Source organism: Pseudomonas sp. DR208 (assembly GCF_019823005.1).
GTDB classification, from domain to species: Bacteria; Pseudomonadota; Gammaproteobacteria; order Pseudomonadales; family Pseudomonadaceae; genus Aquipseudomonas; species Aquipseudomonas extremorientalis.
On record NZ_CP081944.1, the window covers coordinates 4,499,392 to 4,514,985 of the forward strand.

A 15,594-nucleotide genomic window follows, 5' to 3' on the forward strand; every position below is an offset into this window, starting at 1 on the left:
TCTAAAAATGATCATCTCGTCCGCCTCCGACTACCGCGCAGCCGCCAAGCGCAAGCTGCCGCGCTTCCTGTTCGACTACATCGACGGCGGCGCCTACGCCGAGCACACGATGCGTGCGAACAGTTCGGACCTGGCCGAGATCAGCCTGCGCCAGCGCATCCTGCGCAATGTAGACAATCTGAGCCTGAAGACCACGGTGTTCGGCCAGGAACTCGACATGCCGGTGATCCTCAGCCCGGTCGGCCTGACCGGCATGTATGCGCGGCGCGGTGAAGTGCAGGCAGCCAAGGCGGCGGCGAACAAGGGCATCCCGTTCTGCATGTCGACGGTGTCGGTGTGCCCGATTGAAGAAGTGGCGTCGCAAAGCGCGCAAGCGATCTGGTTCCAGTTGTACGTGCTCAAGGACCGCGGCTTCATGCGCAACGCGCTGGAGCGCGCGCAAGCGGCCGGTGTGACGACGCTGGTATTTACCGTGGACATGCCCACGCCCGGCGCACGGTATCGCGATGCCCATTCGGGCATGTCCGGCCCGTTCGCCGCACAGCGACGCATGCTGCAAGCCGTCGCCAAGCCGCAATGGGCCTTCGATGTGGGGTTGATGGGCCGTCCCCATGACCTGGGTAATATCTCCAAATACCTGGGCAAACCCACCCACCTGGAAGACTACATCGGCTGGCTGGCGAACAATTTCGACGCGTCGATCAGCTGGAAAGACCTGGAGTGGATCCGCGAGTTCTGGAAAGGCCCGATGATCATCAAAGGCATCCTCGACCCCCAGGACGCCAAGGACGCGGTGAGTTTCGGCGCCGATGGCATCGTGGTCTCCAATCACGGCGGCCGCCAATTGGACGGCGTGTTGTCCACCGCCAAAGCCTTGCCGCCGATTGCCGATGCAGTGGGCGATGACCTCACCGTATTGGTGGATTCCGGCATCCGCTCCGGGCTGGACGTGGTGCGCATGCTCGCCCTGGGTGCCAAGGCGTGCCTGCTGGGACGCGCCACCGCCTACGCGCTGGCCGCCGATGGCCAGCACGGCGTGGAAAACCTGCTGGACATCTTTGCCAAGGAGATGCGCGTGGCCATGACCCTGACTGGCGTCACGTCCATCGCGCAGATCGACCGCACCACCCTGGTCTAACCCTGCTGTTCAACGATCCCGCGGGCCTTGAGTCGGGCCAGTTGCTCCGGTGACAAGCCCAACCGCTCGCCGAGGATGTCGTCGGTGTGCTGCCCCAGCCTCGGCGCCGGCCGCTGATACTCCACGGGGGTGCCGGACATTTTGATCGGGCTGCCGACCATGGCGAACTCCGGGTTTTGCGGATGGGGGATCTTCACCATCAGGTTGCGCGCGATCACCTGGGGTTCTTCCAGGGATTGCGCGATGGAGTTGATCGCCCCCACCGGCACCTTCGAGGCATGGATACACGCCACCCACTCATCGGCACTGCGCCCCAGAAAGTGCGCCGAGAGCAGCGCGACAATCTCTTCGCGATGGGCCACGCGGTCGGCGTTGCGGCGAAAGCGCGGGTCGTCCGGCAGATGCGCCAGGCCGATGCTCTGGCACAGCGCGACAAACTGGCTGTCGTTGCCACAGGCGATGATGAAGTCGCGGTCGGCGGCACGGAACACCTGGTAAGGCACGATATTGGCGTGGGCATTGCCATAACGCTGCGGCACCTTGCCCGAGGCCAGGTAGTTCATGCTTTGGTTGGCCAAGGTCGCGACCTGCACATCCAGCAACGCCATATCAATGTATTGGCCCACGCCGGTGCGCTCACGGCTGAGCAGCGCGGCCTGGATCGCCACGGTGGAATACAGGCCGGTCATCAGGTCGGAGAACGCCACGCCGACCTTTTGCGGGCCGCCGCCGGGCAAGTCATCGCGCTCGCCGGTGATGCTCATCAGGCCGCCGATGCCCTGGATGATGAAGTCGTAGCCCGGCTCCTCGGCACGCGGGCCGGTCTGGCCAAAGCCGGTAATAGAGCAATACACCAGGCGCGGGTTGAGCTCGGCCAGGGTCGCGTAGTCCAGGCCGTAGCGGGCCAGGGAGCCGGCTTTATAGTTCTCGATCAACACATCGGAACTGGCCGCCAGCGCCCGTACCAACTCCTGGCCTTCGGGGCTGGCGATGTCGATGGCCACGGATAACTTGCCACGGTTGGTCGACTGGTAATACGAAGCCTCGCCGGACGACTCACCGGTGTCGGTCTTCATCCACGGCGGGCCCCAAGCACGGGTGTCGTCGCCGCTTTTCGGGCGTTCGATCTTGATCACTTCCGCGCCAAGGTCAGCCAACACTTGCCCACACCAGGGGCCGGCCAACACACGGCTCAGATCCAGCACCCGCAAACCTGTCAATGCACCCATTGTTCTTATCCTGTGAGGTTGGGAAATCAGCCGGCTTTCGGCGCTTCATGGCGCAGGGAAATACCCAGCAGCGCCCGCCGCCGCAACCACGGGCTGGGGCGGTAGCGCGGGTCGTGGGTGAGCTCGCTCATGCGCTGTAAAATCGTGAGCAGGCGTCGTGGCCCGAGGGCATCGCCCCAGGCCAGCGGGCCGTTGGGGTAGCCCAGGCCGAGCTGCACGGCCTGGTCGATATCCTCGACACTGGCGATGCGCTGCTGGGCAATGTCGCAGGCGAGGTTGACCACCATCGCCAAGGTGCGTTGGGCCACAAAACCAACGCTGTCGCCGATCACCGTGACGCCCACGCCATCCGCTGCGAGCAAGGCGTGAGCGGCATCGCGCATCGCCGGGGCCGTCAGCGGGTTTTGCATCAGCGTGCGGTGGCGCGACAGGTCCGTCAGCACATCGATGCACAGCGTGCGCGCCGGGTCGGTATCGAAGTGCACGCACGTGCTGGTGGCATCGCGGCCGTAAGGCGCCAATAGGCATAACGCCTGTGGCGACGGTTGCGCAGCGTGTTCCAGATGGGCGCCCAGGTCGATCACCAGGGCACTCAAGCGCTCGTAGTCTTCACTGTTTTCCGTGGCGATCCACACCGGTGGCAGCGGTTGCACCGTGGGCACCGGCTGGGGTTGCGGGCCGTTGATGAGCTGGCCGTGTTCATACTGATAGAAGCCGTGCCCGGTCTTGCGCCCCAGGCGGCCGCCCACCAGCATCTGCCGGGTCAGGGCCGACGGTTTGTAGCGGGGCTCCTGGTAGAACTGGTTGTAGATCGACTCCATCACCGGGTGCGACACGTCCAGGCCGGTGAGGTCCAGCAGCTCCAGCGGCCCCATGCGGAACCCGGCGCCGTCGCGCAGGATACGGTCGATATCGCCGCGCTCGGCGATGCCTTCTTCCAGCATCTTCAGGGCTTCGGTGCCGTAGGCCCGGCCGGCGTGGTTGACGATGAAACCAGGCGTGTCCTTGGCGCGCACGCCGCGATGGCCGGTGCGTGCAACCAGGGCCAGCAATGCCTCACCGACCTTGGGCGCGGTGGCCAGGCCATCGATCACCTCCACCACGCGCATCAACGGCACCGGGTTGAAGAAGTGCAGGCCCGCCACACGCCCGGGGTGCCGGCAACCAGTGGCGATGGCCGTGACGGAGAGTGAAGACGTGTTGGTCGCCAGGATGCACGTGGGGCTGACAATACCTTCAAGCTGTTGCAAGAGGCCGCGTTTGGCGTCGAGGTTTTCCACGATGGCTTCGACCACCAGGTCGCAATCGCGCAGGTCCTCAAGGCGGTCGATCACCTGCAAGTTGGCCAACGCTGCGTCCACCGCCGCCTGGCTGATCTTGCCCTTGCCCACCAACTTCGCAAATGTACCACCGAGGCTGTCACGGGCCGCTTGCGCAGCGCCGTCGCGAGCATCGAACAGGCATACCCGAACACCGGCCTGAGCAGCGATTTGCGCAATGCCCGCGCCCATGACACCGGTGCCCACCAGGCCCATCGTGTTGATAGCGTCGCTCATGCTTATTCCCCCCGGTACTGCGGCGTGCGTTTTTCGAAGAACGCCGCAGCGCCCTCCTTCTGGTCCTTGGAGTCGAACAACAATTGGAACGCCTTGCGCTCCAGCACCAGGGCGCTCTCCAGCGGCAGGTCGGCACCGGCCAGCATCACCTCCTTGATCTGCTCCACCGCCAACGGCGGCAGCGCGGCGATCTGCGCGGCCAGTTCCAGGGCGCGGGGCAGTGTCTGATCGTCGCTGACCATCTCGCTGAGCATGCCCATGGCCAGGGCTTCCTTCGCGCTGACCATGCAGCCGGTGAGCGCAATGCGCATCGCCTGGAATTTACCCACCGCCCGCACCAGCCGCTGGGTGCCGCCCGCCCCCGGCATCAAGCCCAGCTTGACCTCCGGCTGGGCAAACCGCGCCGACTCGCCCGCCACGATCAGGTCGCAATGCATCGCCAGCTCACAGCCACCGCCCAGGGCAAAACCATTGACGGCCGCGATCACCGGCTTGGGGCAGCGACTGATGGCTTCCCACAGATATTCGGTGTGGCGGCGGTACATATCGATCGCCCCGGCAGCGGCGAACTCCTTGATATCCGCACCTGCGACGAAGAACTGTTCGCCCCCCGTCAGCACAATGGCACGCACATCCTGACGGCGAGCCAAAGCGCGAAAGTGCTCGGCGAGCGCTTCACGCACCTGGGTATTCAGGGCGTTCTTGACTTCGGGGCGATGGATACGGACCACGGCCACGCCATTGTCCTGGACGTCGAGGGTCACCACGGGTGGGTTAGCGTTGGTCACATTGACTCCTGCTGCACAGTTCTTGTTAGTTGGATTGCACTTGTTTCGCTATGCGAAATAACATTCCGTATTTATCGATAATCATAAGTATCGTCCCCACAGGTGTAAACGTAAAAACCCGAACTCATGCACATACAGTCTTTAACCTGCTGTTTTATTGGGGTTTATCGTATCAAATAATCGCTAGGCAAAAAGTTGCTTAGTTTCGCTGTGCGGAATACTATTTTGTTTTGTTGATTTTATAAAAAAATGAGGCTTAACATGCGCCGTCGAAACCCGGACTCGGACAACAACCAAGTCCCAGCAGGCAACAACGCCTTCGAGCATTTGTTGATTGACCCGATGCACAACGATGAGGAGGAAGACAAGGACCGCCAGTTCGTCACCGCCCTGGCCCGTGGCCTGGAACTGCTGCGCTGTTTCACGCCGAGCGAGAGTGTGCTGGGCAACCAGGAACTGGCGCGCAAGACCGGGCTGCCGAAACCGACGATCACCCGCATGACCCACACCCTGACCCGCTTGGGTTACCTCAGGCACCTGCCGCAGTCGGGCCGGTACCAGTTGGAGGTGGGCGTGATGGCCTTCGGTTACGCCATGTTGTCGAACCTGTCGATCCGCGCCGTGGCCCACCCGTTGATGGAGACCATGGCCAAGTACGCCCAGGCGGCCGTCGCGATGGCCACCCGCGACCGCCTCGACGCGGTGTACCTGGATGTGGTCCAGGGCGAAGCCAACATGACCATGCGCCGCCAGGTCGGTACACGGTTGCCGTTGCACTTGAGTTCAGCAGGCCGCGCCTGCCTGGCAGCGATGCCGGAAAACGAGCGGGAGTTCATTCTCGACCACATCCGCCAGCGCCATCTGGAGGACTGGCCGAACATCCGCAAGGGGCTGGAACGCGCCTTCCGGGACTACACCGATTTCGGCTATTGCATGTCGATCGGTGAGTGGCACCGCGATGTCAACGCCATCGCCGTACCGCTGCGACACGCACAACACGGCTTGCTGGCGTTCAACTGTGGCGGACCGAGTTTCCACCTCTCCCGGGAGAAACTCGAAGACGACATCGGCCCCCGCCTCAAGCACATGGTGAACAATATCGAGGCCGCCACCCGCTAGCTGGACAGGTGCATGGCCTCGGCAGATTGACGATAACAGGCCCGCCGAACGGGCCGCTGAGGGCTGCACATGATCCGAGACGCACAAACCCTGCATATCCTGGTGGACGCCATTGCGCAGTTCGTCGATGAAGCGCTGATCCCACGGGAAAACGAAGTCGCCGAAACCGATGAAATCCCGGCGGACATCATCAGCCAATTCCAGGACATGGGCCTGTTCGGCCTGACCATTCCCGAAGCCTACGGCGGCCTGGGCCTGACCATGGAAGAAGAGGTGACCATCGCCTTTGAACTGGGGCGCACCTCCCCGGCCTTCCGCTCGTACTTCGGCACCAACAATGGCATCGGCTCCATCGGCATCCTGCTCGACGGCACCGACGCGCAGAAGGAACATTACCTGCCGTTGCTGGCCAGCGGTGCGCTGCTCAGCTCGTTCTGCCTCACCGAACCCGACTCCGGCTCCGACGCCGCCTCGCTGAAAACCACCGCCGTACGCGATGGCGACCACTACGTGATCAACGGCACCAAGCGCTTTATCACCAACGCACCCCACGCCGGGATTTTCACGGTGATGGCGCGCACCGACCCGGCGATCCGCGGCTCGGGCGGTATCAGCGCGTTCATCATCGAACGTGACACGCCAGGCCTGTCCCTGGGCAAGCGCGATCACAAGATGGGCCAGCACGGCGCGCACACCAGCGACGTGATCTTCGACAACGTCCGCGTGCCAGCCAGCCAGTTGATCGGTGGCGTGGAAGGCGTGGGTTTCAAGACCGCCATGAAGGTCCTCGACAAAGGCCGCCTGCACATCGCCGCCGTCAGCGTGGGCGCCGCCGAGCGCATGCTGGGTGACGCGCTGAACTACGCGATCGAACGCAAGCAATTCGGCCAGCCGATTGCCGAGTTCCAGCTGATCCAGGCCATGCTCGCCGACAGCAAGGCCGAAATCTATGCGGCGCGCTGCATGGTGCTCGACGCCGCCCGCAAGCGTGATGAAGGCCGGGACATCGGCACCGAAGCTTCTTGCTCGAAGATGTTCGCCACCGAGATGTGCGGTCGCGTCGCTGACCGCTGTGTGCAGATCCATGGCGGCGCCGGCTATATCAGCGAGTACGCCATTGAACGTTTCTACCGGGATGTTCGCCTGTTCCGCCTCTACGAAGGCACCACGCAGATCCAGCAACTGGTGATTGCCCGCAACATGATTCGCGCGGCGCAACGCTGAGCACCACCCATACCCAATGCCCTAACAACTACAACAAGGTATCGCTATGGAAGTCGCCGCATCGGCGGGCGCGTTGTCGCCTGCAAAAAGCAAACTGTGGATCATTGTCTTTATCTTCTGCTTCCTCGGTCTGTTGATCGATGGCGCAGACCTGATGTTGCTGTCCTACAGCCTCAGCAGCCTCAAGGCCGAGTTCGGCCTGACCAGCGTCGAGGCCGGCAGCCTGGGCAGTTTCACCCTGGCCGGCATGGCCATTGGTGGCATCTACGGGGGCTGGGCCTGTGACCGCTTCGGCCGGGTCAAAACCGTCGTGTGGAGCATCGTGCTGTTCTCCGTGGGCACGGCGATCCTGGGCATGACCCACGGCTATTGGCAGTTCGCGAGCACGCGGTTTTTCGCCTCCCTCGGCCTGGGTGCGCTGTATGTGGCGTGCAATACGCTGATGGCCGAATACGTGCCGACCCGCTACCGCACCACTGTGCTCGGCACCCTGCAGGCTGGCTGGTCGGTGGGGTACATCGTCGCCACGCTGCTGGCAGGCTGGATCCTGCCCGAACACGGCTGGCGCTGGTTGTTTTACGTGGCGATCATCCCGGTGATCCTCGCCGTGTTGATGCAACGCCTGGTGCCAGAGCCTCAAGCCTGGCTGACCGCACGCGCCGAGCGCGCGCAGGAGAAAGCCAATGGCACCCGGCAAGCCCAGCAGAAAAAGCCCGACGGCATGTTCAAGCTGATCTTCAGCGACCCCAAAGCCAGCCGCATGTTCCTGCTCTGGGCCTTGACCGCAGGCTTCCTGCAGTTCGGCTACTACGGTGTGAACAACTGGATGCCGTCCTACCTGGAAAGCGAACTGGGGATGAACTTCAAGTCGATGACCAGCTATATGGTCGGCACCTACGCCGCGATGATCTTCGGCAAGATCCTTGCGGGGTTGGCGGCGGATCGCCTGGGACGTCGCGCCGTGTTTGCGTTTGGCGCCCTGGGCACGGCGGTCTTCCTGCCGGTAATCGTGTTGTTCCAGAGCCCGGAGAACATCTTGTGGATGCTGGTGGTGTTCGGTTTCCTGTACGGGATTCCCTATGGCGTGAATGCCACCTACATGACCGAAAGCTTCGAGGCGAAGTTTCGTGGTTCGGCAGTGGGCGGGGCCTACAACATCGGGCGCATTGGTGCGGCAGTGGCACCGGCAGCCATTGGTTTCCTGGCGTCCCATGGCTCCATCGGCATGGGGTTCCTGGTAATGGGCGGCGCGTACTTCATCTGCGGCGTCATCCCGGCGTTGTTTATTCGCGATAAACAGTTCGATCCGCAAAAACAGTAAGCGCGGCGCCCGCTTGCCAAATAACTGGCGTCATCCTTCGGCGACTGTTTTTAGCGATAAAAACAGTCGCTTGATTTGTAAGGCTTTTTATTTAATTGAACGAATGTGGCATGAAACTCGCTCTAACCCTCTCCAAGCAGGTTAAGCGATGACAAGACGTGCGGCAGTGCCCAGGGGTTATAACCCACGGTAAAGCGGTCTAGACTGTAATTCATGTTTTACGGAACTGAAGGAACAGTAAGACGCCTGGCATTCGCCACTCTCATCGAGCCTGTAAGACAGCTGAGCGCTTAGAGGCCGAACGGTTATGAAAACACCTACCCAGACCCATGCAATTGACTTTGACAGTGCCAAATTGCAACGCCTGGGCTTTGGTCAACCCGCCCTCCTGCCGCGCCGCCCCACCACCGTTATCGAACTTCGCCAGCAACTGGGCCAGCAACTGCAAACCAGCCTGGAACCGGAGCGCATTCTGGCGCTGTTCTTCCGTGAGATCCAACGCCTGGTGCCCCTGGACGCCCTGCACTACCGTCACCAGGCCAGCGACCTGCGCCTGGAGTTCGGCCATCGCGGCCATCACTCGATGAGCTACAGCTTGAGCCATGAAGGCGAGCACCTGGGCGAGCTGATCTTCCGGCGCAACCAGCGCCTGGCGGAAGAAGAACTCGGCCAACTTGAATCGCTGCTGGCGACCCTGCTCTACCCGATGCGCAACGCCCTGCTCTACCGCGCCGCCACCCGCAGCGCGCTGCGTGACCCACTGACCGAGACCGGCAACCGCATCGCCATGGACCAGACCCTGCAACGGGAAATCGACATGGCGCGCCGCCACCTGAACCCGCTGTCCTTGCTGATGCTGGACATCGACCACTTCAAGACCATCAACGACACCCACGGCCATGCCGCCGGCGACAACGTGCTGCGCACTGTGGCGGCATCGATCAAGAGCCAGCTGCGTAACGTGGACATGGTGTTTCGTTATGGCGGGGAAGAGTTTCTGATCCTGCTGTCCAACACCGGCCGCGATGCGGCGAAGATGGTTGGCGAACGCCTGCGCCAGGCGACACAAGCCCAGGATTATTGGGCGGACGGAACGCGGATCGAATTGACGGTGAGCCTGGGTTGCTCGACCCTGCTGCCCGCCGAATCTGCCGAAAGCCTGCTGCGCCGGGCCGATAGTGCGTTGTACGTGGCCAAGCGCGAAGGCCGCAACCGCCTGGCGATGGCGGGGTAACCCCCTTCAGCTGTAGCGAACTGGCTTGCTGTGGCAATAAGGCTTGTTGGGGTAATCGGGCATGTTGTGGCGAGCGGGCTTGCCCCGCATTGGACTGCGCAGCAGTCCCATGCTTTTTGAATAAAAAGCGGGCCGCTTCGCGGCCCAACGCGGGGCAAGCCCGCTCGCCACAACGGTTACATCAAGCCTCGCTGGCAACCCGCGCCTGACGCTCACGCATCACCGCTGGGGCTTTTTCTTTCTCCAGACGCATGCAGCTTTCCAGGAACAAATACATGTAGTCGTAGCTCTTGCACACGGCTTGGCGCAGTTCCGCCTGCAATGCCTTGGTGGGGTTCATCCCGGCCAGGGTGCAGATGATTTCCAGCGCTTCCCACGGGTGGGCGTCATCGTACTGGGCATGCATCTTCAGCCACTTCATCGCACGCTTGCGTTCTTCCTCGGGGAAGGCCGCCGCGTAGACACCGGTGGAACACACCACGGCGGACCACTCGCCGGTTGCGCCTTCAATCGCGTAGTTGGTCGCGGCAATGGCCACGATCAACGAATCGGCCGAGCTGGTGTGCCAGCACCAATGGCTGAGGGCATGCAACTCCGGCGGTACGTCCTGGGCTTGCAATTCGTCCAGGCTCACGCCGTGGGCACGGGCCCAATTGACCCAGTAATCGGCGTGGTTGAGCTCCACGCGTATATTGCGCATCAGCCAGCGGCGCGCCATGTCCTCCCCAGGATGGCGGGCAAATTTGGTCTTGGTGAGGTTCTGTGCCATGTACAAGGCAAACTGCTCCACCACCGGCCAGCCACCGATCAGGTAGTGGCGCATGGTCCTGGCGCTGAGCGTGTTGTCGCGCATGCGCTGGTACAGTTCGTGTTCGACAACTCGGCGCTTGCTCTCGCTACAGTCCAGGATCAGTTTCTGAGCCCAGGCGGGGTAACTCGAGGCTTCCATAAGCGGGCCGGTTCTGTTGAATGTGTCGATCACTGTAAGGCTCCTTTTTAAGTGTGATTGTACAGACCAGCAAAGTTTTCAGCGGAATGTGCCGGGCGCCTTGAATAACAGAGGCTGCGGCCGCACAGGTCGACACTGCAAGCTATCAAAGGTAAACAATTGCGGTCGTTCAATCAGGTAGCCCTGAGCGTAATCCACACCAATTTCGAGTAACGCCTGTTCGATGTGCGGTGTCTCGACAAACTCTGCAATTGTGCGCTTACCCATGACATGGCCGATGTGGTTGATCACTTCGACCATCGCGCGGTTAATCGGGTCGTCCAGCATATCCTTTACGAAACTTCCATCGATCTTCAGGAAGTCTACAGGTAAATGTTTGAGATATGCGAACGAGGACATTCCGGCACAAAAGTCATCCAGCGAAAAATGACAACCCAAGGCTTTGAGTTCATTGATAAATCGGATCGCACTGCCCAAATTTGCAATTGCGCTGGTTTCAGTAATTTCAAAACAGATCATGCCCGGCGGAATATTGTATGTATGAAACTTCTCACGCAAAAACCCGAGGAAGTCATCATCGCCAATGGTGATGCCTGACAGGTTGATCGCACACATCGCCATGGGACGCCCCGGGCGCTCCTGCAGACATCGGCTGATGATCTTGAACACATTTTCTACTACCCAGCGGTCCAGGGACGTCATCAAGCCATAGCGTTCGGCGGCCGGAATAAAGCTGTCCGGCAGGATGATGCGGCCAGACTCGTCATGCAGGCGCAGCAGGATCTCGATATGCCCATCGCCACCGTCAGTGTGCCCCAGGGGTGAGATTTCCTGGGCATAGAGGCAGAACCGGTTTTCTTCCAGGGCCATATGCAGGCGCTGCACCCAGGCCATTTCGCCGAAGCGCACGGACAATTCCGAGTCGTCGGCGTGGTAGACCTGCACGCGGTTGCGGCCCTTTTCCTTGGCCATGTAGCACGCCATGTCGGCGGCGCGCAGTGAGGTTTCCAGGGTCGTCGGGGTGTGCCCAAGGTGCACCAGACCGATGCTGACGGTGGTCATGAACGGCCGGCCCTTCCATACGAAGTGCAGGCTTTGCACCGTATGACGCAGACTCTCGGCGATTTTTTCAGCCGCGGCCGCCGGGCAGTTCTCCAGCAGAATGCCGAATTCATCGCCGCCCAGGCGCGCCAGGGTGTCACCTTCACGCAGGTCCGATTGCAACAGCGCGCAGATATGCCGCAACAACTCGTCGCCTGCCGCATGGCCACAGGTGTCGTTGACCAACTTGAACTGGTCCAGGTCGAGGAACATCAGCGCATGCCGCCCGCCCTGCTGCGTCCCCATGGGGTGGAGCACCTGCTCCAGGCGGTACTCGAACTCACGGCGGTTGGCCAGGCCGGTCAGGGCGTCATGGGTCGCCTGCCAGGACAGGTTGGCGATGTATTGACGCTCCTGGGTCATGTCGTGCAGCACCAGCACCGCCCCGGTCACCTTGCCGGCGCTGCGGATCGGCGCGCCTACCAGGGTCACCGAGACCGTGCTGCCATCCAGGCGCTGGATGGTTTTCGAATGCTCCCTGCCGCCGCCGAGCTGGCCCTTGACGATATGTTCGATCAGGGTAAAGCCATCGGGCTGGGCATTGTCATCCAGCAGATTGAACAGCGCCGCCAGGGGCAGCCCCTGGGCCTGGGCAGAATTCCAGTGGGTCAGCGCCTCGGCCGCCGGGTTCATGTACGTGATGGCGCCATCGACATCAGTGGTAATCACCCCGTCGCCAATCGACTCCAGGGTGATCTGCGCCCGCTCCTTCTCTTGCTGCAGGGCGTCGGCGAAGGCATGGCGCTGGGCCAGCAGTTTATGCGTGCGCAACAGCGCCAGCACAATCAGGCCCAGTGCCGTGGCCAGGTTGGTGATCACCAGCAGCCGCAGGATCATCCGCGAACCTTCGCCCAAGGCATCGCTGAACGCCTTGGCAGCGGGCGTCACACCTTCGTTGATGGCGATGATATGCGCCTTCCATTGGCGCACATCGTTGGCGCTGACCTGGTCACGGGTGATTGCACCGTGCATCTCTCGCGCCAGGTCATCCAATTGCACCAGGTAGCCATCGCCCACGGTCCAAAGCTCGATGGCTTTTTCCAGGTAGCTGAAATGGCGGAAGTTGAGGTACAGCCAGATCAGACTGGCGACGTCATCCGGGTGGTTGCCGCCCTTGAGGATACCCAACCGAGCGGCAGCAAGATCAGGGGTGGAGCGGTCCAGGGCGACACGCAGTTCATGCCCACCCTGGGGCACGGCGATCGCCTGCTGGTATTTGAGGTAAGTGGTTTCGTCGCGGTTGTCGGCATACAGCGTCAGGTAGTAGATCGCGTCTTTCTGGCCCTTGGACCACAGGCTTTCGCCAGCCACATAACCGCGCACCGCCGAGAGCACGTAGAGGCTGACACAACCCAACAATGCCTGGAACAGCACCACGGCGATAAAGGGCCAGACAATGCCCAACAACCGTGGCGTTCCGAGAGTCCGCTTTTGCTTCATGAAGCCCCTTGCACATGCACTGCTGGATACGCACGCGAAACACCGCTTCCGATAGCTCAGCCTAGGCTAAATCAACGTACTTGTTGCAAGTGCCCATAGAGTTTGGCGTACAAACCACCGTCAGCAATCAATTGCTGATGGTCGCCATCCTCTGCAATGTGACCGCCGTCGAACACTAAGACTCGATCTGCCTGCTTAACCGCCGACAGGCGGTGGGCGATGATCAGTGTAGTACGGCCGCTGAGGAAGCGCGCCAGCGCCTGGTGCAGGTTGTACTCGGTGGCGGCGTCCAGGGCGGAAGTCGCTTCGTCGAGGATCACCACTTTCGGTTCGGCCAACACCATGCGCGCAATCGCCAGGCGCTGACGCTGGCCGCCGGAAAACCGCACCCCGGAACGCCCCACCACACTGTCCAGGCCCATGGGCAACGCCTTGACGGTCGCCTCCAACTGCGCGATTTCCAGTGCCTGCCAGCAGGCCTGGTCACTGCGCTCGCGGCCCATGGTCAAGTTGGCGCGCACGGTGTCGTTGAACAGCGCCGGGTGTTGCAGCACCACGGCGACGTGCTCGCGGATGGTCTCCAGGCCGATTTCCTGCTGGGTGGCACCGCCAAAGCGGATCGTCCCGGCCTGGGGCGTGTACAGGCCCAGCAGCAGTTGCACCAGGGTGCTTTTGCCACCGCCGCTGGCGCCGACGATTGCGACCTTCTCGCCGGGCGCGATGGCCAGGTTCAACTGGTCGAGGACCAGGTCTTCGCCATAACCGAAATTCAGGCCACGTACTTCGATGCCGACGGTTTCGCGCCCGGTAAACGGGTCTTCGCCGCCCGTGTATTGCGGTTCATCGGCCCGCGCCAGCAGTTCGTTGATCCGCGTCAGCGCCCCGCCCGCCGCGTAATAGGCGTACTGCAGGTTCAGCAACTGCTCCACCGGGCCGATCATGAACCACAGGTAGCTGAACACCGCGAGCATCTGGCCGATGGACAGGTCGGAGAACAGCACCGTGAGCATGGCCGCCGCACGGAAGATGTCGATACCGAACTGGAACAACAACCCGCTGGCGCGGCTCGATGCGTCGGTTTTCCACTGGGAATGGATCGCGTAGTCGCGCACTTCCTGGGCCCGCTGGCCGAGGCGCCCGAGGAAGAAGCCCTGGCGGTTGCCGGCGCGCACTTCCTGGATGGCATCCAGGGTTTCGGTCAGGGCCTGGGTAAACCGCGAGGTGCTGTCGTTCTCCAGTTTCTTCAGGTGTTTGACGCGTTTGCCCAACTGCACCGTGGCGTAGATCACCAACGGGTTGAACAGCAGGATCAGCAGCGCCAGTTGCCAATGCATCCACACCAGGATTGCCGACGTGCCCACCAACGTAAGCATCGCCACCAGGAACCGGCTGAGGGTTTCGCCGACGAATTTGTCCAGCGTGTCCAAGTCGGTGACCAGGTGGGTGGTGACCGTGCCACTGCCCAGGCTTTCGTATTCGCCGAGGGAAATACGCTTGAGCCGCTCGATCAGGCGCACGCGGATGCGGTACACGATGTCCTTGGCCAACCGCGCAAACAGCCGCGCCTGTACCACATTGAACACCAGCGCGCCGCAGCGCAGGAACAGCGTCACCAGCAACATCAGGCCGATATAGCCGGCGGCTTTCTGCCAGCCCAGGGGCAAGGCGTGGTTCATCACCTTGAGCGCGGCATCGCCACGGCCCAGCAACACTTCATCCACCAGCAACGGCAACAACAGAGGGATGGGCACGCTGCACAGAGTCGCCAGCACGGCGACGCCATTGGCGATCCACAGGGACTTCTTGTGGCGCAGGGCCAGGCGGCGGATTTCCGCCCAGGTCAGGCGGTCGGTGCGTTGAGGTTGCTCATGCACAGGTGGCTCGCTCCAGCCATCGGCCCAGCAAAGGCGAAAGCTCGGACAGCGGCTGGTAACCGTTGGTCAGCAACGCCAACTGGCCATTGCGCTCGGCCAGCAGCGTCGGGAAACCGGCGATGCCCAGGTCCTGTACCCAGGTAAAATCGGCAGCGGTGGCGGCGTGCTGTTCGGCGCGGTCGAATTCGCCGGCAAACTCGATGCGCGGGATGCCTGCCCGTTCGGCCAGTTCCACCAGCACACTGGCGAGAGTCACGTCGCGGCCCTCGACATAAAACGCGCGCTGGATCAGCCCCAGCAGCTTCCATGCACAATCCGGCGCCAGGCTGCGCGCCGTGACGATGGCGCGGCACGCCGGCTCCGTGTCATACACGAAACCGTCGGGCAATGCGCCGTCACGCTTGAACGGCTGGCCGGTGGCGTCGGTCACCGCCTGCCAGTGCTCCAGGATGTAGCGCCGCGTGGTCGGCTCCAGCGCCGCGCCACTGCCGGTACGCAAGCCGCCCACCACCAGGTGCAGCTCCACGCCAGCCGCCTGGGCCTGCTCCACCAACGCCTCGCCCACCGGGGCAAAGCCCCAGCACCAGGAACACATCGGGTCCATCACATAGAGCAGGCGCG

General features: G+C 62.2%; 12 protein-coding genes. 5 read left to right on the top strand and 7 right to left on the bottom strand.

Annotation, left to right across the window (positions count from 1 at the left end; genetic code table 11):
- Positions 1-7 precede the first annotated feature (7 nt).
- On the top strand, positions 8-1,138 hold the full coding sequence (gene lldD / locus K5K89_RS20215; RefSeq protein ID WP_222540141.1) for an FMN-dependent L-lactate dehydrogenase LldD: 1,131 nt from the start codon (positions 8-10) through the stop codon (positions 1,136-1,138).
- On the opposite strand, the gene K5K89_RS20220 is transcribed toward lldD, so the two are convergent.
- The 3 genes from K5K89_RS20220 to K5K89_RS20230 are packed head-to-tail and all read right to left on the bottom strand — an operon-like array spanning position 1,135 to position 4,711.
- Positions 1,135-2,367, bottom strand: a complete 1,233-nt coding sequence (locus K5K89_RS20220) for a CaiB/BaiF CoA transferase family protein (RefSeq protein WP_071490737.1) — start codon at positions 2,365-2,367, stop codon at positions 1,135-1,137. The two genes, lldD and K5K89_RS20220, sit on opposite strands and share 4 nt — an antisense overlap.
- Before the next feature lie 26 nt (positions 2,368-2,393).
- Positions 2,394-3,923 (bottom strand): 3-hydroxyacyl-CoA dehydrogenase, encoded by a 1,530-nt coding sequence (locus tag K5K89_RS20225; RefSeq protein WP_222540142.1) that lies wholly within the window; start codon positions 3,921-3,923, stop codon positions 2,394-2,396.
- A 2-nt stretch (positions 3,924-3,925) separates the two neighbouring features.
- Positions 3,926-4,711, bottom strand: coding sequence for an enoyl-CoA hydratase (locus K5K89_RS20230; protein ID WP_071490739.1), 786 nt, complete (start codon positions 4,709-4,711; stop codon positions 3,926-3,928).
- Positions 4,712-4,960: 249 nt separating this feature from the next.
- Between K5K89_RS20230 and K5K89_RS20235 the strand changes: the two genes are divergently transcribed.
- The 4 genes from K5K89_RS20235 (at position 4,961) to K5K89_RS20250 (ending at position 9,609) form a co-directional block, all read left to right on the top strand.
- On the top strand, positions 4,961-5,830 hold the full coding sequence (locus tag K5K89_RS20235; protein WP_092243260.1) for an IclR family transcriptional regulator: 870 nt from the start codon (positions 4,961-4,963) through the stop codon (positions 5,828-5,830).
- Positions 5,831-5,899: 69 nt separating this feature from the next.
- Positions 5,900-7,054 carry an acyl-CoA dehydrogenase family protein gene (locus K5K89_RS20240; RefSeq protein ID WP_071490741.1) on the top strand — a complete coding sequence of 385 codons (1,155 nt, stop codon included), beginning with the start codon at positions 5,900-5,902 and terminating at the stop codon, positions 7,052-7,054.
- A gap of 46 nt (positions 7,055-7,100) precedes the next feature.
- The gene (locus tag K5K89_RS20245; protein ID WP_222540143.1) at positions 7,101-8,375 is read left to right on the top strand and encodes an MFS transporter; all 1,275 of its coding nucleotides are present in this window, start codon (positions 7,101-7,103) and stop codon (positions 8,373-8,375) included.
- A 307-nt stretch (positions 8,376-8,682) separates the two neighbouring features.
- Positions 8,683-9,609: a GGDEF domain-containing protein gene (locus tag K5K89_RS20250; RefSeq protein ID WP_071490743.1), complete on the top strand. Its 927-nt coding sequence runs from the start codon at positions 8,683-8,685 to the stop codon at positions 9,607-9,609.
- A 181-nt stretch (positions 9,610-9,790) separates the two neighbouring features.
- On the opposite strand, the gene K5K89_RS20255 is transcribed toward K5K89_RS20250, so the two are convergent.
- The 4 genes from K5K89_RS20255 to K5K89_RS20270 form a co-directional block, all read right to left on the bottom strand.
- Positions 9,791-10,558, bottom strand: coding sequence for a TenA family transcriptional regulator (locus tag K5K89_RS20255; RefSeq protein WP_219733315.1), 768 nt, complete (start codon positions 10,556-10,558; stop codon positions 9,791-9,793).
- Positions 10,559-10,636: 78 nt separating this feature from the next.
- Positions 10,637-13,099: an EAL domain-containing protein gene (locus K5K89_RS20260; RefSeq protein ID WP_071490745.1), complete on the bottom strand. Its 2,463-nt coding sequence runs from the start codon at positions 13,097-13,099 to the stop codon at positions 10,637-10,639.
- A gap of 71 nt (positions 13,100-13,170) precedes the next feature.
- The gene (locus tag K5K89_RS20265) at positions 13,171-14,973 is read right to left on the bottom strand and encodes an ABC transporter ATP-binding protein (protein ID WP_222540144.1); all 1,803 of its coding nucleotides are present in this window, start codon (positions 14,971-14,973) and stop codon (positions 13,171-13,173) included.
- The gene (locus K5K89_RS20270) at positions 14,966-15,568 is read right to left on the bottom strand and encodes a DsbA family protein (protein ID WP_222541739.1); all 603 of its coding nucleotides are present in this window, start codon (positions 15,566-15,568) and stop codon (positions 14,966-14,968) included. The genes K5K89_RS20265 and K5K89_RS20270 overlap by 8 nt, the downstream gene beginning before the upstream one ends.
- Positions 15,569-15,594: the final 26 nt, after the last annotated feature.